The sequence below is a fragment of the Mesorhizobium salmacidum (SeqCode) genome, assembly GCF_037179605.1.
GTDB classification, from domain to species: Bacteria; Pseudomonadota; Alphaproteobacteria; order Rhizobiales; family Rhizobiaceae; genus Mesorhizobium; species Mesorhizobium salmacidum.
Genome location: NZ_JAPYKS010000011.1, coordinates 182,439 through 204,850 on the forward strand (window position 1 = coordinate 182,439; position 22,412 = coordinate 204,850).

Consider the following 22,412-nt stretch of genomic DNA (forward strand, 5'->3'; position numbering starts at 1 on the left):
CGCGATCAAAGGGAATCATGCCTGACCGCATGCAGCGGGCTGCAAGACATGCTTCCACATGAAAAAGTTAGGCATATGAATATCGCCATATGAAAAAGCCGGCGTGGCCTTGGGCCGCGCCGGCTTTGAGAGATGGGTCGACGTCTAGCGCGAGACGAAGCAGTTGCCGCCCGCAGCCTTGTAGCTGGTGCACAAATTGATGGCATCGTTGCGCGACTGGGCCGGAACGCGGACGCGGTAGAACGTGCCCTTGCCGGCAATCTCGGCCTTGACGATGTTGGCCGTGCGACCGGAAAGCACGCTGCCATAGCGGCGCTGCAGATCCTGATAGGTCGACTGGGCGCTGTCCACCGTCGGCTGCGAAGCGATCTGTATCGACCACGAACCGCTGCCGGTCGCGGTCGAGGCCGGATCGATGGAAGCGACCTGATCGGGCTTGACCTCGCCGACCACGTCGACCGGCTGGTCGGACGGACGCTGCGGCGCGATCGCAACCTTGGCTGGCGTGTTGGCCGACTGTGCCTTGGCTTCAGCCTTGGCAGACTTGGCGGCGGGCTTCAGAGCCGGCGCATCGTCGGCCTGCGCGGCGGCGGGCGCCACGGTGCCGGTCTGATCGGTGCCAGTCTGGTCAGTGCCAGTCTGGTCGGTGCCAGTCTGGTCGGCCTCGGCCTGACCGGCAGGCGCCACATGCTGTGGCGCCGGATCGGTCGGCTCCGCCGCGGCCACCTGAGGTGCCGCCGGTGCCGGGTCCTCGCGCGCCACCAGTGAGCCGTCGGATTTGACCACCATGGTCCTGACCTTGCGCGGCGCAACGGCAACGACATTATTGTTGGTGCCCTTGTCGGCGTCCTGCAGGACCTGGGCGATGCGATCCTCCGACTTCGGCGCGGGCGCCGCGTTGTCGGCCGGGGCCGCGCCAGCGGTCGAAACGTCGCCGCCGCCATCCGTGCCGGCGGCAGCGTTCTGGTCGGGAGAAAGATCGACGGCGCGGGCCGCGTCCTTCGCCTGCACGTTCACCGGTTCCTCGACGTTGGTGACAAGCTTCTGCTGGACCGGCTCGGCGGGCTTCGCACCCTTGACCACCGCGTCATAGACCTTGTTGTCCTGGTTCGGCACCACGGTGCCGCCCGGATTTTCCGGCTTGATCTTGATCGGCGAATTGTCGGCCTTGACGATCACCGGAGCTTCGCTGCCGCCCTTGCCGCCCAAAGAGAGCGCGAAGGCGCCAAGACCCCCAGCGACCGCGACGGCACCGACAATCGCGGCAATGAACAGGCCGCGCCGGCCCGACGACCTGGCGGCTTCCCGCTGGCCGAGGCCTGGAACCGACATCGCTTCGTCCAGTTCGGGATCGTAGTCGAGTTCATCGACGGTAAAATCGTCCGCCTGCGAGACCGGCTGGCTGCCGGGCAGATTGTCGAGGTCGAAGCCTTCGGCGGCATCGGCATAGGCCGAAACCGCCGACGCGCGGCCAGCCATTTCCGCCGGCCGTGCCGCATAGGTCCGCGCTTCCGGTTGATAAGCTTGCCTGGGCTCTTCGGATCCCGGATTGGCCGCGCCATATCTGGGATTGACGCTGTCATAGCCCGGATTGGTTGCGCCATATCCCGGATTGGCTGCGCCATATCCCGGATTGACCTTGTCATAGCCCGGATTGTACCCGGCATTGTAGGATTCGTCGGCATAAGCGGCGGCGCTGGCGTCGGCAGGCGCGACCTCCACGGAATTCATCTCAGTCAGAAGGCTGGCGAATTCGGCGTCGAGATCGTCATAACCCGACGCTGCAGGCTGATCTTCCTCGAAATGCAACTCTGGAATGTCGAGATCGTCAGCCAGCGCCACGACACGCTCCGGCACATCGACCGTCTCGACATCGGGCATCTCTTCATAGCTCGAGGACTGCGGCGCCTGCGGTGCCGAGACCGGAGCCATATAGGGAGCAGCTGCAACCGGCTCGGCCAAACGGTAGGAAGGCACCGTGGCCACTTCCGGCGCTGCCGTCCTGGCCGCCGTCGAGGCGACAGGCTGCGCGGCAAATGCCGGCTGTTGGGGGACCGGTGTCACGCGGCTCCAGGAACGGGCAGGCTCCGACTGTGCGGAGCGATCCGCCAGCCAATCGAGCGAATCGGCCTGATCCCGCCGGGACGCTGTTTTGTCATGCGAATCGATGCTTTTGGCCAGGGCGGCGTCCAAGGCATCATTGTCGAGATCGACATCGCCCTGTTCAGCGCCATCCGAACCGAAATCCTGGTCCTGAAGTTCATCGAGCAACAGGTCGTCGAGGTTGGCGCCGGCGGCCTGGGCGGATCCGGCGTGATGCACATCCTCGGATACTGCCTCATCGAGATCCCAGTCGAGATCACCAACAAGATCGGCGGGTTCCTCCGCGTCCTTTGCTGTCACGCCGAGAGGCGGCTGAACGGGTATCGCGGCCGGCTGGTTCACGACAGGCTGAGCCATGACCGGCTCCTTGGCCGCTGGCGGCGTGCGCGCGGTCATGGCGCCAAGAAGCGCATTCAACTCGTCTTCGAGGCTTCGTTCGTCCGCGATGGGGGCTTGCACTGGCGGCGCAATGGTTGCCACGGGCGCCGACTGCGCCGGAGCCGCGGCGATTTCAGCGACGGGCTCTTCGCCAGGCTGAGCAAACGCCTCGTCCAAATTCAGGTCGAAAGAATGGTCCGAAATGGCTTCAACACCTGGAACCTCGTCCGTCGTGTCGACGGCATCGGCAAGCAACTGGTGCGCTTGCGTGTCGTCAAAAGCCTCTGGCTCATCCGCCTGAACGTCAAGATCCACGTCGACATCTGCCAGGGCGTCGTCGAAGTGACCCACGAAATCCTCTTCGGAGATCGCCTGGGTCTCACTCGCGGTGGCCAGTACAGGTTCTGGATATTCGACAGCAGCCTCTTGGCGCTGATCCGCCGGATGGTCGTCGAGCACCAGCTCGTCTTCGAGCGAGATCGCGACCGCATCGTCGAATTCATGATTGGAGGCCGGCTCGACGGCCACCGGCACTTCGGCAACCGGCGATTCAACGGCATACCGGGTCTCGGCTGCCTCGTCCTCGATATGGAAATCCTGGTCGAGGGAGGCGGCAAGCTCGTCGTCCATTGGCAGATCGTCGTCGAAGGGCGAAACGTCTTCGAGAGAACTGGCGACGGCACTGTCGAAATCGGCGTCAAAGGCAGGCTCGACGGACAGCACGGCTTCCGAGGCGCCAGGGTTCGCATGGCTTGCGGCGACCGTCTGGTCATCGACTTCAGCCATGTCCAGATGGAAATCGTCATCGAGCGACAGCGCAAGATCGTCGTCCGCCGCATCGACGGTCATCGGCTCGAATGCCGGCTCACGAGCTTCGACAACTGGAGCAGCAACGCTATCGACAGCGTCGAACTCGCCCATCAGTTCCTTCTCGAGATCGATGTCGAAATCGCCCTCTCCCGCGGCCCCATCGGTGACAGCGGCTTTCGGCTCGGTCGGCTTGACCGGCTGGCGCGGGTCGAATCCCATGATCCTGGTCAGTTCCGCGAACGGATCATCCTCGCCGATATCGTTGTTGTCGGCTACTCTCAGCTGGGTTCTGTCTGCCATTATTGTTCCCGAACTCGCACTCATTCGGACGCCTTGGACGTCGCGCAGGGTTGGCCCTTACCAGCGCAATGTGGGCAAAAGGTGACAGGTTTTTTAGTCAAACCTAACGCATTTCGGTGGGCGCGGCGGCTCCGATCAACGTCAGGCCGGACGTGAGAACATCCGAAACAGCCTGCACCAGCCCTAGTCTGGCATGCGTCAATTGTCGGTCGTTAACCTTAACAAAACGTAAGTCCGGATTATCCGTGCCACGGTTCCAGTGTCCATGGAAACTGGAAGCCAGATCATAGAGATAAAATGCCAGCCGATGCGGCTCCAGCGCAAGAGCGGCGGACTCGATCAGACGCGGATATTCAGCGAGTTTTCGGATCAGGCCGATTTCACCTTCGTCGGTCAGCGACGTTGCCGCGGCCGCCAGGCCGTTGCGATCGAAATTCGCCTCCCCCAACTGTTCGCTCGCTTGCCGAAACACCGAATGGCAGCGCGCCGAGGCATACTGCACGTAGAACACCGGATTGTCCTTGGACTGCTCGGTCACCTTGGCGAAGTCGAAATCGAGCGGCGCATCGTTCTTGCGATAGAGCATCATGAAGCGGATCGGATCGCGTCCGACTTCCTCCACCACCTCGCGCAGCGTCACGAAGTCGCCGGACCGCTTCGACATACGCACCGGCTCGCCATCGCGAAACAGCTTGACCAGATTGCACAAGAGGACGGTGAGCTTGACGTCGTCGCCGGCAATCGCGCGCGCCAAGGCTTCCAGGCGCTTGACGTAGCCGCCATGGTCGGCACCGAGAACATAGATCAGGTCGACGAAGCCGCGATCGACCTTGTCCTTCAGATACGCCACATCGGCGGCGAAATAGGTGAACGAGCCATCGGACTTGACCAACGCCCGGTCCATGTCGTCGCCGACGGCGGTCGAGCGGAACAGCGTCTGTTCGCGGTCTTCCCAGTCGTCCGGCTTCTCGCCCTTGGGCGGCGGCAGCTTGCCCTTGTAGATATGGCCCTTCAGCGTCAGGTCGTTGATCGCAGAGCGGATCTTCCGGGCATTGTCTGCATGCAGCGTGCGTTCGGAGAAAAACACGTCGTGGTGGACGTTGAGCAGCGCAAGGTCCTCGCGGATCATCGCCATCATCGCATCGATGGCGCGATCCTTGACGATGGCCAGCGCCTCCTCGTCCGGCATCTGCAGCAGGCCCCGGCCAAATTCCTTGGCTAGCGCCTGGCCAAGAGGGACGAGATAGTCGCCCGGATAAAGCCCTGGTGGTATCTCGCCGATGTCGTCACCGAGCGCCTCGCGGTAGCGCAGTATGACCGAGCGGCCGAGCACGTCGATCTGCCCACCGGCGTCGTTGATGACATATTCCTTGGTCACGTCGTAGCCGGCGAACGCCATCAGGTTGGCGAGCGCATCACCGACGACGGCACCCCGGCAATGGCCGACATGCATCGGCCCGGTCGGGTTGGCCGAGACATATTCGACGTTGGTTTTGTGGCCGGCGCCGATCGTCGAACGGCCATAATTGCGCCCCTCGCCCAGAAGCGCCGACAGATGCGCCTGCCAGAAACCGTCCTTGAGCCGCAGATTGACGAAACCCGGACCGGCGACCTCGGCGGCGGCGACGTCCCTGTCGGCCCGTAGCGCTTCCGCCAGCTTCTCGGCCAGCGCGCGCGGGTTTTGTCCGGTCGGCTTGGCCAGCACCATTGCCGCGTTGGTCGCGAGATCGCCGTGTGTGGCGTCGCGCGGCGGCTCGACGGCGATACGCGACAGATCAGGCGAAACGCCGTCCTTGTCTTTCAGGTCAAGCGCTTCGACAGCCTTTACGACTCGCGCGGTGAAATCGGCGAAGATGTTCATGGTGTATGCTCTGGCGGCTTTGTGACGAATCCGGCCCTTTGGCCGGCAAATCGAGCCCGCCCTAGCTCAAATCCGGGGTGCGGTCAAACAAACGCCTGTGTTCCTTGAGCGCGTAGGTGTCGGTCATGCCGGCCAGGAAATCGGCGACGCTGCGCGCCTTGATGCGATCCTGCGCGTGGTCCAGCCCTTCGCACCAGCCGTCCGGCATGGCGCGCGGATCGGCGAAATAGACATCGAACAGGTCCCTGACGATCTGCTCGGCGTCCGCGCGCACCCGCATGACCTCCTCGTGCCGGTAGAGGTGCTTGTAGAGGAAGGCCTTCAGTTCCTTCTCGGCTTCCGCCATCTCGGCCGAAAAGGTCACCATCGTCTCGCCCGCCGCCCTCACCGCGTCGGCACTCGGCGGCCTGATCCGCTCCAGATTGGCGGTCGTCGACTTGATCACATCCTCGACCATGGCCGTGATCTGCCGCCGCATCAATTCGTGACCGGTGCGCACGTCATCAAGCCTGGGATAGCGCTCACGCACACTCGTCAGGATCGTTCCGGGCAGCGAAACGCCCTTCAGCATGTCCAGCGTCAACAGCCCTGACCGCAGCCCATCGTCGATATCATGCGTGTTGTAGGCGATGTCGTCGGCAATCGCCGCGCACTGCGCCTCGATGCCGGCGAACCGGTCAAGTTCGAGATCCTGCAATTGCGAGTAGTCGCGGATCGCCTGCGGTACCGGCCCTTTCAGGCCTTGGCCGCTGCTGTCGGTGAGCGGACCATTGTGCTTGACCAGGCCTTCCAGCGTTTCCCAGCTCAGATTGAGCCCATCGAATTCGGCGTAGCGAGCCTCCAGCCTGGTCACGATGCGCAGCGATTGTGCGTTGTGGTCGAAGCCGCCCCAAGCCGCCATCTTTTCGTTCAGCGCGTCCTCGCCTGTGTGGCCAAAGGGCGTGTGGCCGAAATCATGCACCAGCGCCACCGCCTCGGCGAGATCCTCGTCGCCGCGCAGCGCCCGCGCCAGCGCACGCGCGATCTGCGCCACTTCGATCGAATGGGTCAGCCTTGTCCGGTAGTGGTCGCCTTCATGGGCGATGAAGACCTGCGTCTTGTGTTTGAGCCGCCGAAACGCCGTCGAATGGATGATCCGGTCGCGGTCCCGCTGGAACGGCGTGCGGGTCGGACTTTCCACCTCGTCGAACAGCCGGCCGCGCGAGCGGGCCGGATCCGAGGCATAGGCCGCACGCGGCCGATAGCCGAATCCGATGTCGCCAAGCTCATTTGTCATGGCTGATGCTGCCGCAGTTGACTTGCCCCGTCGCGCTTCATACCTATCATGTGAAACCGAAAGCAAGGTGACGCCTATGGGCGCGGATGCCAAGACCGCCATGAAAGTCGAGATGACCGAGGCTGCCGCCAAGCGGATCGCCAGGATTGTTTCGGCCGAAGCCGGCAAGACAGCGCTGCGCGTTTCCGTCGAAGGCGGCGGCTGCTCCGGCTTTTCCTATAAGTTCGACCTCGTCGACACACGCAACGACGATGACGTCGCTATCGAAAAGGACGGTGCCACGGTGCTGATCGACGATCTGTCCCTGGTCTATATGGGCGGTTCGGTCATCGACTTCGTCGACGATTTGATGGGCCAGTCGTTCCAGATCAGGAACCCGAATGCGGTCGCCTCCTGCGGCTGCGGCACCAGCTTCTCCATCTAGGACCGAGATGCCAGCAACCGGCGCGGTTCGTCAGGTTGCGCTCTCCGCCGGTCGCGACCTCGACGCGACGTTGGCCTTTTGGCGCGATGTCCTCGGCATGAGCGTTCATGCCCGCTACGATCCGCCCGGCATCGCCTTCATCATGGTCGGCGATGTCAGGCTGTTGTTCACCGACGGCATCCCGGCCGGCACCATCTATCTCGATAGTGTTGGCCTCGAAGCCTTCCACGCCGACGCAAGGGCAGCCGGCATTCCCTTCACCGCGCCGCCGATGCTGGTCCATCGCGACACCGAGGGGCAGTTCGGTCCGGCGGGGGAAAGCGAATGGATGGCCTTTCTAAAGGACCCGGCAGGCAATACGATCGGACTCGTCGAACGCCTTCCGTCGCAGGAACAATGAGACCGTTATGAAAATCGTCACCTGGAACATCAATGGCGTGCGCGCCCGTATCGGCAACCTGACCCATTGGCTGACCGAAAGCGCGCCCGACATCGTCTGCCTGCAGGAGATCAAGACGGTCGACGAGCAGTTCCCGCGTGCCGAGATCGAGGCGCTTGGCTACAATGTCGAAATCCACGGCCAGAAGGGCTTCAACGGTGTCGCGCTGCTGTCGAAGCTGCGCTTCGACGAGGTTATCAAAGGCCTGCCGGGCGACGAGGCCGACGAACAGGCGCGTTTCATCGAAGGCGTGTTCTCGACCGACAAGGGGGCGCTTCGCGTCGCCTCGCTCTATCTGCCGAACGGCAACCCGATCGATGACGAGAAGAAGTTTCCCTATAAGCTGTCCTGGATGGCGCGGCTGGAGCGCTGGGCGCAGGAGCGCCTGAGGCTGGAAGAGGCGCTGGTGCTGGCCGGGGACTACAATGTCATCCCCGAGCCGGTCGACGCGCGATTTCCCGAGAACTGGCTGGGCGACGCGCTGTTCCAGCCGCAGACGCGGCAAGCCTTCCGGCGGCTTTTGAACCTCGGCTTCACCGAGGCGGTGCGCGCGGTCACCGATGCCTCGGACACCTACACCTTCTGGGACTATCAGGCCGGCGCCTGGCAGAAGAACAACGGCATCCGCATCGACCATCTGCTGTTGTCGCCGGAAGCCGCGAACAGGTTCTCATCGGCCTCGATCGAAAAGCATGTGCGCGCCTGGGAAAAACCGTCCGATCACGTCCCGGTTGCCATCGACCTCGCCTTGCTGCCGGCCTGATCTGGGGCCTGCCGCTGCGGGCTAGTGCCGGGCGCGCCGATACCGGAGGACCTCATATCGCCACATTCCGACGCATGATGGGAGATCATCATGGCGGCCGGGGTTCCCATGACCATTCGATTTGCTCTTTGTCCGATCGGCTTGGCATTCGCCACGGTCGCGATCGTGCCGGCTCTCGCCGCGCAGGAATGTCTTGCCAATGGAAAATCCTATCCGGTCGGCCAGGTCGCCTGCCTGACGGTCGCCGACCAGAGTCATTTGGCTCGCTGCGACATGGTGCTGAACAACACATCCTGGACCAAGGTCGGCGATAGCTGCCCCGCAAACACCATGGCGCCGCAGGTGCACGTCACGCCGATCTCGACACCCGAGCCGAGCATGGTGCCGACGGAACCGACCGAAAACTGATTTTCTTCTGGATTGCCTCGCCTTCAGGTAGAGACGAGCCTTGATAGGCCGACGCTGCCCTCAGTGCCTTGCGGGCGTTTGTCGCTCGAAAAGCCAAGCAGTTGGCTTTTCGTCCACTACACGGATCGCTCCTCCGCTCGTCGCATGGTGACGGGAGAAAGAGCCTACTGATCGGTGTTGTTGCCCTTGGTCAGGATATCGTCCGCCAGCGAGATCGCGGTGCGGCGGTCGGCTTCGCCGGCCGCGGCGAACGCCTCTTCCTGCATGCCGCGGATCCAGGGCTGATCGGCCGGCGACGCACGCTCGAGGGCCGCGGTCATCATCGCCAGGCCGCGCACGATCTTGCCGCTCTGGAACAACAGGTGGCCAAGCGTCGCCTGTGCGCCGGCATGGCCCTTCTCGGCGGCGAGCTGGAACCAGCGCCCGGCCTGCTTGACGCTGGCCTTCACGCCGCCCTCGCCCTTCAGGAACATCTGGCCCATCTCGAACTGAGCGTTCGGATTGCGGTAGTTGGCGGCGGCGCGCATGTAGTATTCCTGCGCCGCCACCTCGTTCTCGGTGACCGGGCTGCCTGGAATGCCCGTGCGCAGATAGTCGCCGAGCGCCACCAGAGCGTCGGAGACGTAGCTTTCTTCCGGAGAGCCGGGCTCGACGTCCTGGTCGACGATCTCCGAGAAGAACTTGAACGCCTCATAATCGTCGCGGGCCACGCCGTCGCCTTCGGCATACATGCGGGCAAGCTTCCAGGTGGCGCCGATCTGGCCGTTTTCGGCGGCGTATTTATAGGCCTCGGCGGCTTGCTCCTTGTGGCCACTCTTGTAGGCGGAGAAACCGAACTGGAACACCGCCCAGGGGCTCGACTGCGGCTTCACGCCGGTCTTGTCGTCGAACACCTTGTCGTCGAAGGCCATGGCCTGGTCCACGGCGCCAAAGATCGCAACCACGACCAGTGCCGAAAGGACGGATGACCTCAACAACTCTGGTGTTGACTTCAACAACTCAGATATCCGCATAGCAGTGTGTTTCTTTCGCACCGCCCGGATGGGTGACCGCGCCATCCCTGGCGGACCCTACCGTTTGTGCGTATTTCCATATCGCGCCAGACTGATAGTCGGTCGTGCGCGCCTTCCAAGTCTTCGCTCGCGCCGCCAGCTCGCTCTCGGACAGCGCCACCTCGATCGTGCCGTTCACCGCGTCGATCGTGATCACGTCGCCATCCCTGATGAGACCGATCGGGCCGCCCACCGCCGCTTCCGGCCCGACATGGCCGATGCAGAAGCCGCGTGTCGCGCCCGAGAAGCGGCCATCGGTGATCAGCGCCACCTTGCCGCCCATGCCTTGGCCGTAGAGTGCCGCCGTCGTCGACAGCATCTCGCGCATGCCCGGGCCGCCGCGCGGTCCTTCATAGCGGATGACCAGAACCTCGCCTTCCTGATAGGCGCGGTTCGTCACCGCCTCAAAACATTCCTCTTCCGAATCGAAGCAGTGCGCCGGGCCGGAGAATTTCAACTCCGCCATGCCCGCGACCTTCACGATCGCGCCTTCGGGGGCAAGGTTTCCCTTCAACCCCACGACACCGCCGGTTTGGGTAATAGGTCTGTTGGCCGGGCGGACCACATCCTGGTGTTCATTCCAGGCAACGTGCTCCATATTTTCGGCCAAAGTACGGCCAGTGACCGTCAGGCAATCGCCATGCAAATAGCCGTGGTCAAGCAGCGTCTTCATCAGCAGCGGGATGCCGCCCGCCTCGAACATGTCCTTGGCGACATATTTGCCGCCTGGCTTGAGGTCGGCGATGTAGGGCGTCTGCTCGAAGATTTTCGCCACGTCGAACAGGTCGAACTTGATCCCCGCCTCATGCGCGATCGCCGGCAGATGCAGTGCCGCATTGGTCGAGCCGCCGGTGGCCGAAACCACGGTCGCCGCGTTTTCCAGCGCCTTCAGCGTGACGATGTCGCGCGGGCGGATGTTTTTCGCGATCAGCTCCATGATCTTTTCGCCCGAGGCGAAATTGAAACGGTCGCGCATTTCGTAGGGCGCCGGTGCGCCGCAGGAATAGGGCAGCGCGAGGCCAATTGCCTCCGCGACGGTGGCCATGGTGTTGGCGGTGAACTGGGCGCCGCAGGAACCGGCCGACGGACAGGCGGCCTGCTCGATTTCAAGCAGCTCGGCATCGTCGATCGTGCCGACCGAGTGCTGGCCGACCGCCTCGAACACATCCTGCACGGTGATCTGGCGGCCGCGATAGCTGCCGGGCAGGATCGAACCGCCATAGATGAAGATCGACGGCACGTTGAGCCGCACCATGGCCATCATCATGCCGGGCAGCGACTTGTCGCAGCCGGCGAGGCCGACCAGCGCATCGTAGCAATGGCCGCGCATCGTGAGCTCGACCGAATCGGCGATGACCTCGCGCGACACCAGGGACGACTTCATGCCCTGGTGGCCCATGGCGATGCCATCGGTGACGGTGATGGTGCAGAACTCGCGCGGCGTGCCGTTGGCGGCTGCGACGCCCTTCTTGACCACCTGCGCCTGGCGCATCAGCGAGATGTTGCAGGGTGCTGCTTCGTTCCAGCAGGACGCGACGCCGACCAGCGGCTGCGCGATCTCGGCCGCCGACAGGCCCATGGCATAGAGATAGGACCGGTGCGGCGCACGCGCCGGACCGACAGTCACATGGCGGCTAGGGAGCTTAGCCTTTGAAATGACCTTGGCGTCCATTCTCATCCTTGCCGCGGGCGGTGCGGCCTGTCCCATCGCCGAGCCTTTTGGCGCATGTCCCAGGACAAGATCGAGGTGCGCCGGGTTTATGGCGGGAAATAGGCAATTTCCGCGGCCTGCCCCTTAGCGGAGGGGTTGTTCAGAAAGTGTTGCTGAAACGTCACAATTGCGCGAGGCGGCCGAGAGTGCGGCTTATATGCAACGCCGCTTGGATACCGGACATACCAGTGATGTCGGCTCAAATGAAAAAGGCCGAGCAACGCCCGGCCTTTTCTAATAATATTCAATAGTTTAGAACTTTATCTTTACGCCACCGGAAATTGCCGTGACCAGATCATTGCCGAAGTCGTAGCTGGCATCCTCGCCGGCAATATAGCCGTTTTCACCGGCCAATTCTCCTGAGTGACCGCTGGTCAACACGCCGACCGCTCCCGCCAAACGAATTTCGACGCTCGGCGACGGCGTATAGGCCACGCCACCACCCAGCGTCCATGTATCAGTCTGCGCGCCATAGCCATGCGAGGTGCCACGATCCCACGAAAGCTGGCCGGCGGCACTCCACTGATCGTTGAACTTGTGGCCCAGACCGCCTGTGACGGTCCAGCCGTCACGATACATCAGATCGAGCGAAGTCACCGCGGCCGGCGAACCGGTGAAGCATGACGAAGCGGGGAAACCCATCGGGCAGATCGGAACGCTTTGCAGCAGGCTCCAGTTGACCCACTTGACAGAGCCAAAGGCGAGCCAGCCGGGCGCGATGCCTGACTGAAGTTTCAACTCCAGCGTATCAGGCATGTACTGCGTTGAGCCATAGATGGGGGTAATACCCCTGCCGATACTGGTGAGATCCAGTGTTCCCTCGATATTGTCGAGCTTGACTTTCGAGTTGTAGACCAAGCTTGCGCGCAACGCGATGTCGGGGATTTCGTAAGCAATTCCCGCGCGCCAGCCCCAGCCGCTGGTTTTCAGGTCGACACGACCCGTCAGTGCCGGAAAAACATTCACCAGGCTTTCCTTAAAGCCCGAGATATCCTGGTAGAACAAACCGCCGATAAAGCGGAGTTGGCCCTTGCCGGCATCCATCTTGTAGGAGCAGGTACCTGCGTAGTTGTCGCTCCTGATATCGGTTTCGATATTGGAGAGCGCTCCGTTCCATATACCTGGCGCTGTGTGCGCGCCCCAGGGTTGCGAATAGTCGACCATGCAATCGACGCCTTGCACAACTTGGACCTTGGCCCCAATGCGCGGAACCCAATAACCCTCGGCACCATCGGCTGAGGTGCCCAAGCCGAGATTTGCTCCGCCCGGACCACGCGCATTCTCATACTTGCGATCTGGCATCACATAGGTCGCTTCAGCTTCCGTAGTGAATGGCGCCGGATCGAACAGCAGGTCGATATCGTAGCCGCCGCGCTCCAGACCGCCGGCATGCGCCGGATGAATAACTGAACCCATCAAGGCCAACGAAAAGCACCCTGCCCCCAGCAGTGCTTTCAGACGCAAATTGTTCATGGACATCCTCCCCGAATAACTAGTGGATCAAGCTAGAACCAATTCACGTTAACGGTGCAATAACGAATACGTTGGGCGTACATGTACATGTTCGCCCAACTTATTTCGGGCAAAATGCAGGCGGACGCCGCGACCCCAAAAAACGGTCTTTGGTGAGGTTCACCGCTCCAAAAAAAGGAAAAAGCGACCGGAAAGGCTCAAAAAAGGCCGATTTAAGCGGTCTGCGGCCCCATTGTTACATTATGGCAACAATGGGGCAAAAACTTCCGTTTACGTCAACATTAACGCAACGGAATGCCGGTTTTCGAGGCACGAGACCGCCCATTTTAGAGGGCGCTAAAATCTCCCGAATCTGCCCTTCAGCCGGCGTCACGAACCCTGGTCAGCGCCACCGAAAGCTTGTCCTGCGCGTCGCGATATTCTGCGAGCTTTTCCCGTTCGCCTTCGACGATCTCGGCCGGCGCGCTGGCGACGAATTTCTCATTCGACAGCTTCTTGTGCAGGCGCGCGATTTCCTCGGTCACCTTGACCAGTTCCTTTTGCAGCCGCACGGCCTCCGCCGTGAGGTCGATCAGGCTGCCAAGCGGCAGACAGATCGTCGCCTCGTTGAGCACGATCTGCGCCGACCCCTTGGGTGCCGCATCGGCGAGCGAGATGTCGCCGACGCGCGCCAGCCGCTTGATCGCGGACTCCTCGCGAACCAGTCGTTCACGCGTCACGTCGTTGGCGCCGACCACCACGAGCGGCGCAATGGCCGCCGGCGGCACGTTCATCTCAGAGCGCACCGAGCGGATGCCGGAGACGAGATCGACCAGCCAGTTGATGTCGGCGGCTGCTTCCGCGTCCTCGAAATCCGGTGACGGCCATGCGGCATGGCACAGCAGCGAGGCCCGTTCCCTGCCTTCGCCCGCCGTCTGCGCCCACAACTCTTCGGTCATGAACGGCATCATCGGATGAAGCAGCTTATAGATCTCGTCGAGCACGAAGGCGACGCAGGCGCGGCTTTCAGCCTTGGCCGCCTCGTCCGTGCCCATGAACACCGGCTTCAGCAGTTCCAGATACCAGTCGCAGAACAGGTTCCAGACGAAGCGGTAGGCCGCTCCAGCCGCCTCGTTGAAGCGGTACGAGGTGATGCCGTCGGTGATCTCGCGCGCGGCGCGCGTCAACTCGGTCAGGATCCAGCGGTTGACCGCCAGCTTGGCGTCGTTCAGCCAGAAATCGTCATTGCGCGCAACTTCGTTCATCTCGGCAAAGCGCGTCGCGTTCCACAGCTTGGTGCCGAAATTGCGGTAGCCGGCGATACGCGCCGGGTCGAGCTTCACGTCGCGCCCCTGCGCCGCCATCACGGTCAGGGTGAAACGCAATGCGTCGGCGCCATATTCGTCGATGAGATCGAGCGGGTCGATGACGTTGCCTTTCGACTTCGACATCTTGGCGCCATTCTTGTCGCGCACCAGCGCATGGACATAGACGGTGTGGAACGGTTCCTCGTCCATGAAGTGCAGGCCCATCATCATCATGCGGGCAACCCAGAAGAAGATGATGTCGAAGCCGGTTACCAGCACGTCGGTCTGGTAGTAGGTTTTCAGTTCCGGTGTCTGGTCCGGCCAGCCAAGCGTCGAGAACGGCCACAACGCCGACGAAAACCAGGTGTCGAGCACATCTTCGTCGCGGGTCAGGATCTCGCCCGGCTTGAAGTTCTCGAGCTTGTCCTCGACCCAGGCCTTCCATGGCCCTTCCAGAGCCAAATAATATTCGATCGCCGCACTCAGCGCCTCTTCCTCGGTCTTCTCGACGAAGACGCGGCCGTCCGGCCCATACCAGGCCGGAATCTGATGTCCCCACCACAACTGGCGTGAAATGCACCAGGGCTGGATGTTCTCCATCCAGTCGAAATAGGTTTTTTCCCAATTTTTCGGGACGAAGTTGGTGCGACCTTCGCGCACCGAGGCGATCGCCGGCTTGGCGAGTTCGGCCGCATCGGCATACCACTGTTCGGTGAGGAACGGTTCGATCGGCACGCCGCCGCGGTCGCCATGCGGCACGGCATGGCGATGCGGCTCGACCTTGTCGAGGAAGCCGCCGGCCTCCATCAGTTCGACGATCTTCTTGCGCGCGACGAAACGGTCGAGGCCGTCGAGTTCGTCCCATACCGCCTGACGCTCCGGCGTCACCTCGAGGCCGGCGAGGAAGTCCTCATTATCCCTGAGCTTGATGGCGGCTTCGACGGTGAGGATGTTGATCGCCGGCAACTTGTGGCGCTTGCCGACCTCGAAGTCGTTGAAATCATGCGCCGGCGTGATCTTGACCGCTCCGGACCCCTTTTCCGGATCGGAATACTCGTCGGCCACGACAGGGATCTTGCGCCCGACGATCGGCAGGACGACGTTCTTGCCGATGAGATGCTGGAACCGCTCGTCGTCGGGATTCACCGCGACAGCCGTGTCGCCCAGCATCGTCTCGGGACGAGTCGTCGCCACGATGATGAAGGTTTTCGGGTTTTCCGGATCGAAGGCCGCGCCTTCGATCGGATAGCGGAAATGCCAGAGATTGCCGTTGACCTCCTGCTGCTCGACCTCGAGATCGGAGATCGCGGTCAACAGTTTCGGGTCCCAGTTCACAAGGCGCTTGTCCTTGTAGATCAGCCCTTCCTTATAGAGCGTGACGAACACTTCGAGCACGGCCTTGGACAGGCCCTCGTCCATGGTGAAGCGTTCGCGCGACCAGTCGGCGGAGGCACCGAGACGTTTCAGCTGGTTGAAGATCAACCCACCCGATTCGGCCTTCCATTCCCACACCTTCTCGATGAATTCTTCGCGGGTGAGATCGCGGCGATGGATCTGCTTTTCCATCAGCCGGCGCTCGACCACCATCTGCGTGGCGATGCCGGCATGGTCCATGCCGGGCTGCCACAGGACGTTCTTGCCACGCATGCGCTCGAAGCGCACCAGGATGTCCTGCAGCGTGTTGTTGAGCGCATGGCCCATATGCAGCGAGCCAGTGACATTGGGCGGCGGAATGACGATGGTGAAGGCCTCGGCCCCCTCCTCCGCCCCAGCGCCGGCCCGAAACGCATCGGCTTCCTCCCACATCCTGGCGATCTTCGGCTCGACGGTCTTGGCGTCGTAGGTCTTTTCAAGCATGGGGAACGGTCCGCGATGTCGGGATTTTGCTGGTTCGGTGTAAATCGGAAGGTCTTGGTCAAGTCAACCGCGAGGGCCGCCCGGGATCATCACAAGCAGATAGGCGCGGCCCTGTTCATTTCAACGGACGGCCGTAAGGCATCGTTGCGAACCGAGCCCTGGGGCTGCTGCACCTTTATTGTCGGCGACCCCGACGGCAATTTGATCGCCTTTGCCAGTTCGGCGACCAGCGGCTGATCGCGCCGCAACGAGAAACGCCGCCTCGACGGCGACGTTTCTTCTGGAATGAAAGCCTGGACGCTATTGCGCCCCGCGTGCCACGCGCTCGATCTCTTCGCGCACCAGCCTTTCGACCAGCGTCGGCAGATTGTTGTCGAGCCAATCCTGCAGCATCGGCCGCAGCATTTCTTCGGCCATCTCGTCGAATGTCTTCTTGCTGCGGCTTGCAAAGGCGTCGGACAGCTCGCCGAAGGCGGCAGCAACCTGCCGGCCGGTATGTTCGGAAAGAATCGCGGGACGCACCGCATGCGCTTCGTTTGCCGCCGCGCGCGCCTGAGCCGTGCCCGGAGCATCGCTCGACGAAGACCGCTCGGTCGCGGGGTCCACCGCCGTTTCGCTCGCCGCCACCTCCGGCCGTGCTGCTGGCTTGCGGATGCTCCGGTCCGGCATCGCCTTGGTTTGCTCGCCAACCGCCGCGATCTCGCGGCGCCAATCGGCGATAATGGCTTCACTCGCCGCAAGCTCCGCGGGAGCCGCTGGCGTGTCGCGGCTGAGCACCGGCTCGGCGGCAACCCGGGCGCTTACCTCGGCCAATGTCGTCGGCGTCCTGCCAACAGCCGGATCGGCACGTGGCGGCGCTTCCGTGCGTGTGATCGCCGGTTGTACGGCTGGCGCCTGGGCTTCCGCCATAGCGGCCGGTTTCCTGACCTCGGGAACGGCACGCAGTTCGGCGCGGAACGCGTCTATGTCGGCGGCCGCAACAGCACTCGGCGCGGGCTCCAAATCCTGCTGCAACTCATCGGCCTCGCCGGGCTGCTTGCGACCGTTGTCGCTGTCTTCGATGATCCTCCTGATGGAAGCCAGTATCTCTTCCATGGAGGGTTCGCGCTGTGCGCTGCTTGCCGTTGCCATCGTCACATCCGCCGCCCTTGTGACCCGTTGCAGGTTTCCGCTCCGGCAACAGCCGGATTCGAATCATGACGACAGCGTAACCGACGGATCGCCGCACGAGAATCCCCAATCTGGGGACATGTGGGATTTCAACAGATTAGAGCGATTCCGCCAAAGCCGTGTGACGGTCCCGTCAGCACCCATCGAAGGACAACGACAGTCAGGCGTTTCCGATCGAACTGCCCAGCCCGGAAACGCCGTTCGAACGAAAGGCCTAGCGGCCGTCCGGCGTGCGCAGGCCGATCCACTTGTCCTTGACGGCGTTGTAGTGCTCTTCGGGCCTGTACTTCGTCACCTGCAGCGCAAGCCGGTCGACCGACAGACGGCCGACCGCCGAGAGGATGGCATAGCTCGCCACGACCACGTCGTGTTCGGAATTGGCCTGGTTGATCTTGGCGGTGATGAGGGTAGCCTGGGCATTGAGCACGTCGAGCGTCGTGCGCTGGCCGACATTGCGTTCTTCGATGACGCCGTTCAGTGCCAGTTGTGCGGCTTCGATCACCTGCCTGTTGGCGGATACACTTTGCTGCGCGGCGGTGTATTGCGACCATGCCGTGGCGACGGCCTGGCGCACCTGGTCACGGCTGACGTCGACCTGGATGCGCGCTTGCCCGAGCGACTCCTTGTTCTGCCGCACGATCGCCGAGGTCCGGCCCCCTGAATAGATCGGGATGGTCAGCGTTGCGCCGATATTGGCCGAGGTCGAATTGCCGTTGGAACCCGTCACGTCGGGGATGGCTTTGCGGTAGTTTTCCGAAATACCGGCCGAGGCCGACAGCTGCGGCAACAGCGCGCCCTCGGACGATTTCACCGAGAACGCCGCAGCGTCGACCAGATGCTGGGTGGCAAGGATGGCCGGATGTTCGGCCGAGCCGATCGCGATCGCGGCGTCGAGGCTCGACGGCAGCAACCGTCCCAATGGTGCGGCTGGCTTGAGCTTGCCCGGCTCGTCGCCGACAACCTGGTGATAGGTCGCGGCACTGGCCAATGCCTGCGCACGCGCAGCACTGAGCGAGGCCACCGCCGAGGCGCGCTGGGCATCCGCCTGCGCGACATCGGTGCGCGTACCTTCGCCGACGTCGAAGCGCGAGCGCGCGGCGCGCGCCTGCTCTGTCAGGAACTGCAGGTTCTGCTCGGTCAACACCGCGATCTGCCGGTCGCGAATCACGTCCATGTACGCGGTGGCCGCGCTGAACAGCGTGTTCTCCTCGGTGTTGCGCAGGCTTTCGACCGACGCCTTGACCTGGGATTCAGCCGCCGCCACGTTGTTTCTCGTCTGGAAACCGTCGAACAGCGACTGGTTGATCTGGATGCCGTAGCTGCCGCTTGTCAGCTTCGAATTGCCGCCGTCATTTGCCCGGCGCGTGTTCGTATAGTCGATGTTGGCCGATCCGGTAACCGTCGGACGCCAGCCCGATTTGGCAATGGCCACGCTCTCGTCGGTCACACGCACGCCGGCACGCGATGCATTCAGTGTGGAATTGTACTGATAGGCTTTTGCAAGAGCACCGGTGATGGTTTCAGCCGATGCAGCCAGTGGGGATAGTGCGGTCGCCGAAACAAGGACGGCGGTGAAAAATGATTTGCGTACTGACGGCACGGTATATCCCTCATTCGTTTTCCATGGGAACCGCGCCGCGCCGGCTTCTCCTTCTGGAGCAGCCGGCGTGGCGTGTTTCATGTTCCCTGTCGCTCGGCCCAAAGTGCCCCCCAGTCTGGGATCAGCAACGATCGTTCAAATGCAAGCGACCATGACAAAGCCTTTGCTGCAAGGCCAAATCATTCAGAATTCGAAAGCATGCTCACGTTCGAAGCCGGGTAGTGGCTTAATTGCCGCATTAAATGCCCTTCTCCCGGTTACAACCCCTCCAGCCTTGACAAAAAGCCGCGCCACGCCGGAATTGCCCTGTCCTTCGACCGCGACCAAGCGTCCGCCTTCGGCGAGCTGGTCGAGCAGCGACGCCGGCACTTTGCCGACACTGCCGCCGATGAAGATGACATCGTAAGGTGCCTTTGCCGCATGGCCTTGCGCCAGTGCGCCCTGAACCACGGTCACATTGCCGCAGCCCAGGCCGGACAGGGTCGACGCGGCGGTTTGCGCCAAGGCCGAATCGCTTTCGAGCGCCACGACGAATCTCGCCAGGCGCGACAGGATCGCCGAGGCGTAGCCGGTGCCGCAGCCGACATCGAGCGCCGAATCGGTGACACTGATCTCGGCCAGTTGCAACAGCTTGGCCAGCGGCGAAGCTTCCATCAGGTAGCGCGGGCCATCGGCGCTGCCGGCGATGCGGATGTCCTCGTCGATATAGGCCAGATCGCGCTGGCGATCGCCAACAAAAACCTCGCGCGGCACGGAAAGCATCGCGTCGAGCAACGGCGCGCTGGTCACGTCGGTGGTGCGAACCTGACCATCGACCATCTTGACGCGAAGTTCGGAAAAATCAGCGCTCATGTTCCAACCAATCTGCTTTCCGCGACACAATCGCGGTCCATTGGACAGGACGCTCAGGCTCCGGCGCTGACGCGCGGGAGCCTGGCCTGGAGATTGGAGGCCTCGCCCGGAATCGAACCGGGGTGCAAGGATTTGCAGTCCTCTGCGTAACCACTCCGCCACGAGGCCTCTTTGCTCCCGGCGTTCCACCCGGTTCCAATAGGTTGCGGCGAAAATGCCGTCAAGCGGCCACGACGTATTCCGAACGCTTTCCTCTGCGCCGGCTCCGCCCCTGTCAGATCGCCGTCGCAGCCGCCCTATTAGCAATCCGTTAAGCATGGCGGATGATCGGGCGAAACGCCGCGCACCGGCTTGCGTTGAGAAACAGGGAGGACTGCGCCATGCCCACGGCAAAGCCAAGGGACGAAACGCACGAAACGGAAAGCGTGTCGCTGCTGGGATGCGAGGAATTGGTGCGCTATGCCATCGACTGCCTGAGAATTGAAGGCACCGGCAGGCTGTCGCCGCGTGATCGCGCGCGTCTGGCCTCGGCTTCCGCGGTCCTGAAGGAGATCAGCGAGGATTTGAAGGCAGGCGCGCAACCCGATTCGGAGGAATCCGTCGGCGGCACGGAGAGACGGCGCCATGATTGATTCTCTTTCGAAGGCCACCGCCGTGCGAGATGCGCCGGCAAGGGCCGCTCAGTCCGGCCGGCGTCGCCGCTCCCACCAGACGACCAAGCGGCGCCGGTGGCGACGGACCATGGCTATTTCGTAGGAGAGTACCAGCAGTCCGAGCGGCACCATCCAGAAGCCAAGGATCGGCAGGAACCCGAGAAGGCCGCCAATCGTCAAAAGCACGCCGATGGTGATCCTGAGACCGCGCGACTGCGGCATGGTGAATTCGCGCCCGAAAACCGAGATCTTTCGTGCGGGTATCCGGTTTTCGTCCGCTGCCGTCATTGCGAAAAACTGCCTGTCTGGGGGCTCGATAATGCCATCTTACGAAAGCCGCGACCGCCCTTTCGGTTCCGCGCCCATCGCCAAGACGGCTAATATGTGGGTGGGCAAAGCCGATTGCGAGAAACCACCGCGCGAAAAAGTCTCGGCAAAATGCGAAATGCTGCTTTGCAAAGCCGAAACGGGTTTGCTATAGGCTGCGCCACTTGCTCAAAGAGCCTCCGTTCCCCGGTAGCTCAGTGGTAGAGCAACCGGCTGTTAACCGGTTGGTCGCTGGTTCGAATCCGGCCCGGGGAGCCAACATTTTCAAAAGCTTAGTCGATGCTCAAAATCTGCCGAAAGCGGCGGATCTACAGCATATCTACAGAATCTGAGTTCGCTTGCTGGGGCGTGGTCTGCGCCCGGTGGCACACCTCGAGTCGTTTCTGCCGCCGTCGGATGGGTCGCGTGCCTCGCACGCGCCACGGACATGCAACGCGGTTGGGATGGATGAAGATGTCGCGCAATCCACCTATCACAAGCGCCAGATCAGGAATAAAAAACGATCAGGCGAACGGCATAATCAGGTGTGCGGTGATCCCATGCCCCGCAAAACGAAGCGCCAGAAACAGCCCGACGAAGAACACACGCATCTGGCCATTAGAGTCGAGCGCTACGAGGCGAGCGTCGAAGCTGCCATCAATTACAACGTCTACACGCCGCAAACCGCTTGGAGTTCGGATGACGACGACCCACTGTATCGATTCATTTCGCGACTAACCGTCGCCGGATTGTCCACTTATCCGGAGGAGCGGGCGGGCGACACCTATGAGATCACAGTCTATGGCGACAATCTTGGTTCAGGCGATATTCGCGCGACGCTTAAAGATGTGCAGGAGCGGGATCAGCACGGGTCGGTCAAATACCGACAATACCGCGGTACGCAGATCCCGATTTACAACCCACCTCCGGGCATTGGGCTCATCGACAAGATCCGCGGTGAGCCGCGCTGGACGGCGTGGCTCCGCGTTTCCCCACACTATACGAGCGATGCACTCGCTTTGCTGCGCAACGGTCGAGACGGCGCTTGCTGCACAGCCGATCAAAGACCCACAGGAGCTTGTACAGATCAGCGGGCCAGTAGACACCACTGCTGCTCGACCAAGGCATTGCCGCCGCCCTCGGCGCGGCTGATAAGACACCGTTTCTTGGGGCAGCAGGAACCCGCTCCAGAACTCTACACGAAGCGGGTCCCTATTCCCATTCCTGACCACAGCGCGGGCTCAGGCAAGCGCTGCTGCGGCCAAAGGAATTACCGAAAGGATGTTGCCTGCCACGGCGGGAACGCAAGTAAGTCTTCTGGATGAGACCACGGCCGAATGGAGCAACTCCGGCGGCACGAACAGAGTTGCCGACTCCTTGACCGCCTTGTCCTATTCTGGAACAGCGCGGTCGAGGCCCACCCCTGACTGCGCAGGCGGCTCCGGCAAACCCCAGCCCCCGCCCACTGTCGGGGCCGCTGTGCTCATTAGCTTACGGGCCTATTTAGGCAGGCCAGGGTCGGATGCAGGATCGCGTCGATAGAGACTGGCCACCTCATCACCGCGCGATCCTTGCCGTCCTTACGCCATGATCCTTCTTAGCAGCGGCCATCTATCTTTCCTACCGGCCGAGCGGCTGCTTGGACAGCGAGACCAGTTCGGCTTCGTCGGTCACGCCAGCCATAAAGTTG

At 62.4% G+C, this 22,412-nt stretch carries 17 protein-coding genes and 2 tRNA genes; 7 read left to right on the forward strand and 12 right to left on the reverse strand.

Annotation, left to right across the window (positions count from 1 at the left end):
• Positions 1-144: 144 nt before the first annotated feature.
• The 3 genes from O7A60_RS17085 to O7A60_RS17095 all read right to left on the reverse strand — a co-directional run bounded on the left by O7A60_RS17085 (position 145) and on the right by O7A60_RS17095 (position 6,728).
• Entirely contained in the window at positions 145-3,591 is a 3,447-nt protein-coding gene (locus O7A60_RS17085; protein ID WP_337107241.1) for an SPOR domain-containing protein, read from the reverse strand.
• Between the two features lie 103 nt (positions 3,592-3,694).
• Complete coding sequence (gene argS, locus O7A60_RS17090; protein WP_027146794.1) at positions 3,695-5,452, reverse strand: arginine--tRNA ligase; 1,758 nt, start codon at positions 5,450-5,452, stop codon at positions 3,695-3,697.
• 61 nt (positions 5,453-5,513) lie between these two features.
• On the reverse strand, positions 5,514-6,728 hold the full coding sequence (locus O7A60_RS17095; protein ID WP_337107242.1) for a deoxyguanosinetriphosphate triphosphohydrolase: 1,215 nt from the start codon (positions 6,726-6,728) through the stop codon (positions 5,514-5,516).
• A gap of 76 nt (positions 6,729-6,804) precedes the next feature.
• On the opposite strand from O7A60_RS17095, the gene erpA reads away from it, so the two are divergent.
• The 4 genes from erpA (at position 6,805) to O7A60_RS17115 (ending at position 8,762) form a co-directional block, all read left to right on the forward strand.
• Complete coding sequence (erpA, locus tag O7A60_RS17100) at positions 6,805-7,152, forward strand: iron-sulfur cluster insertion protein ErpA (RefSeq protein ID WP_140508725.1); 348 nt, start codon at positions 6,805-6,807, stop codon at positions 7,150-7,152.
• A 7-nt stretch (positions 7,153-7,159) separates the two neighbouring features.
• A complete protein-coding gene (locus O7A60_RS17105) occupies positions 7,160-7,552 on the forward strand; it encodes a VOC family protein (RefSeq protein WP_337107243.1) in 393 nt (130 codons plus the stop codon).
• 7 nt (positions 7,553-7,559) lie between these two features.
• On the forward strand, positions 7,560-8,354 hold the full coding sequence (gene xth / locus O7A60_RS17110; protein WP_337107244.1) for an exodeoxyribonuclease III: 795 nt from the start codon (positions 7,560-7,562) through the stop codon (positions 8,352-8,354).
• Positions 8,355-8,444: 90 nt separating this feature from the next.
• A complete protein-coding gene (locus O7A60_RS17115) occupies positions 8,445-8,762 on the forward strand; it encodes a hypothetical protein (RefSeq protein ID WP_337107245.1) in 318 nt (105 codons plus the stop codon).
• Positions 8,763-8,926: 164 nt separating this feature from the next.
• On the opposite strand, the gene O7A60_RS17120 is transcribed toward O7A60_RS17115, so the two are convergent.
• The 8 genes from O7A60_RS17120 to O7A60_RS17155 all read right to left on the reverse strand — a co-directional run bounded on the left by O7A60_RS17120 (position 8,927) and on the right by O7A60_RS17155 (position 19,931).
• Positions 8,927-9,775: a tetratricopeptide repeat protein gene (locus tag O7A60_RS17120; protein ID WP_337107246.1), complete on the reverse strand. Its 849-nt coding sequence runs from the start codon at positions 9,773-9,775 to the stop codon at positions 8,927-8,929.
• Positions 9,762-11,486 carry a dihydroxy-acid dehydratase gene (gene ilvD, locus O7A60_RS17125; RefSeq protein WP_337107247.1) on the reverse strand — a complete coding sequence of 575 codons (1,725 nt, stop codon included), beginning with the start codon at positions 11,484-11,486 and terminating at the stop codon, positions 9,762-9,764. The genes O7A60_RS17120 and ilvD overlap by 14 nt, the downstream gene beginning before the upstream one ends.
• A 291-nt stretch (positions 11,487-11,777) precedes the next feature.
• Positions 11,778-12,998: an OmpP1/FadL family transporter gene (locus O7A60_RS17130; RefSeq protein ID WP_337107248.1), complete on the reverse strand. Its 1,221-nt coding sequence runs from the start codon at positions 12,996-12,998 to the stop codon at positions 11,778-11,780.
• A gap of 359 nt (positions 12,999-13,357) precedes the next feature.
• On the reverse strand, positions 13,358-16,141 hold the full coding sequence (locus O7A60_RS17135; protein WP_337107249.1) for a valine--tRNA ligase: 2,784 nt from the start codon (positions 16,139-16,141) through the stop codon (positions 13,358-13,360).
• Between the two features lie 300 nt (positions 16,142-16,441).
• Positions 16,442-17,272, reverse strand: coding sequence for a PopZ family protein (locus O7A60_RS17140; protein ID WP_337107250.1), 831 nt, complete (start codon positions 17,270-17,272; stop codon positions 16,442-16,444).
• 253 nt (positions 17,273-17,525) lie between these two features.
• The gene (locus O7A60_RS17145) at positions 17,526-18,911 is read right to left on the reverse strand and encodes a TolC family outer membrane protein (RefSeq protein WP_337107251.1); all 1,386 of its coding nucleotides are present in this window, start codon (positions 18,909-18,911) and stop codon (positions 17,526-17,528) included.
• 183 nt (positions 18,912-19,094) lie between these two features.
• The gene (locus O7A60_RS17150; protein ID WP_337107252.1) at positions 19,095-19,763 is read right to left on the reverse strand and encodes a protein-L-isoaspartate O-methyltransferase family protein; all 669 of its coding nucleotides are present in this window, start codon (positions 19,761-19,763) and stop codon (positions 19,095-19,097) included.
• Between the two features lie 94 nt (positions 19,764-19,857).
• A tRNA-Cys gene (locus O7A60_RS17155) sits at positions 19,858-19,931 on the reverse strand.
• Positions 19,932-20,143: 212 nt separating this feature from the next.
• On the opposite strand from O7A60_RS17155, the gene O7A60_RS17160 reads away from it, so the two are divergent.
• Positions 20,144-20,395: a hypothetical protein gene (locus O7A60_RS17160; protein WP_337107253.1), complete on the forward strand. Its 252-nt coding sequence runs from the start codon at positions 20,144-20,146 to the stop codon at positions 20,393-20,395.
• A gap of 48 nt (positions 20,396-20,443) precedes the next feature.
• Here the strand turns inward: O7A60_RS17160 and O7A60_RS17165 are convergent, their stop codons facing one another.
• On the reverse strand, positions 20,444-20,704 hold the full coding sequence (locus O7A60_RS17165; protein WP_027146779.1) for a hypothetical protein: 261 nt from the start codon (positions 20,702-20,704) through the stop codon (positions 20,444-20,446).
• Positions 20,705-20,926: 222 nt separating this feature from the next.
• Between O7A60_RS17165 and O7A60_RS17170 the strand changes: the two genes are divergently transcribed.
• Together O7A60_RS17170 and O7A60_RS17175 are read left to right on the forward strand one after the other, a co-directional pair.
• A tRNA-Asn gene (locus O7A60_RS17170) sits at positions 20,927-21,001 on the forward strand.
• A gap of 185 nt (positions 21,002-21,186) precedes the next feature.
• Positions 21,187-22,047, forward strand: a complete 861-nt coding sequence (locus O7A60_RS17175; RefSeq protein ID WP_337107254.1) for a hypothetical protein — start codon at positions 21,187-21,189, stop codon at positions 22,045-22,047.
• Positions 22,048-22,412: the final 365 nt, after the last annotated feature.

Bases quoted from the DNA above. Each gene is read 5' to 3' on its own strand.
- O7A60_RS17085 (WP_337107241.1), bottom strand. From the start codon at position 3,591: ATGGCAGACAGAACCCAGCTGAGAGTAGCCGACAACAACGATATCGGC.
- argS (WP_027146794.1), bottom strand. From the start codon at position 5,452: ATGAACATCTTCGCCGATTTCACCGCGCGAGTCGTAAAGGCTGTCGAA.
- O7A60_RS17095 (WP_337107242.1), bottom strand. From the start codon at position 6,728: ATGACAAATGAGCTTGGCGACATCGGATTCGGCTATCGGCCGCGTGCG.
- erpA (WP_140508725.1), top strand. From the start codon at position 6,805: ATGGGCGCGGATGCCAAGACCGCCATGAAAGTCGAGATGACCGAGGCT.
- O7A60_RS17105 (WP_337107243.1), top strand. From the start codon at position 7,160: ATGCCAGCAACCGGCGCGGTTCGTCAGGTTGCGCTCTCCGCCGGTCGC.
- xth (WP_337107244.1), top strand. From the start codon at position 7,560: ATGAAAATCGTCACCTGGAACATCAATGGCGTGCGCGCCCGTATCGGC.
- O7A60_RS17115 (WP_337107245.1), top strand. From the start codon at position 8,445: ATGGCGGCCGGGGTTCCCATGACCATTCGATTTGCTCTTTGTCCGATC.
- O7A60_RS17120 (WP_337107246.1), bottom strand. From the start codon at position 9,775: ATGCGGATATCTGAGTTGTTGAAGTCAACACCAGAGTTGTTGAGGTCA.
- ilvD (WP_337107247.1), bottom strand. From the start codon at position 11,486: ATGGACGCCAAGGTCATTTCAAAGGCTAAGCTCCCTAGCCGCCATGTG.
- O7A60_RS17130 (WP_337107248.1), bottom strand. From the start codon at position 12,998: ATGAACAATTTGCGTCTGAAAGCACTGCTGGGGGCAGGGTGCTTTTCG.
- O7A60_RS17135 (WP_337107249.1), bottom strand. From the start codon at position 16,141: ATGCTTGAAAAGACCTACGACGCCAAGACCGTCGAGCCGAAGATCGCC.
- O7A60_RS17140 (WP_337107250.1), bottom strand. From the start codon at position 17,272: ATGGCAACGGCAAGCAGCGCACAGCGCGAACCCTCCATGGAAGAGATA.
- O7A60_RS17150 (WP_337107252.1), bottom strand. From the start codon at position 19,763: ATGAGCGCTGATTTTTCCGAACTTCGCGTCAAGATGGTCGATGGTCAG.
- O7A60_RS17160 (WP_337107253.1), top strand. From the start codon at position 20,144: ATGCCCACGGCAAAGCCAAGGGACGAAACGCACGAAACGGAAAGCGTG.
- O7A60_RS17165 (WP_027146779.1), bottom strand. From the start codon at position 20,704: ATGACGGCAGCGGACGAAAACCGGATACCCGCACGAAAGATCTCGGTT.
- O7A60_RS17175 (WP_337107254.1), top strand. From the start codon at position 21,187: ATGGATGAAGATGTCGCGCAATCCACCTATCACAAGCGCCAGATCAGG.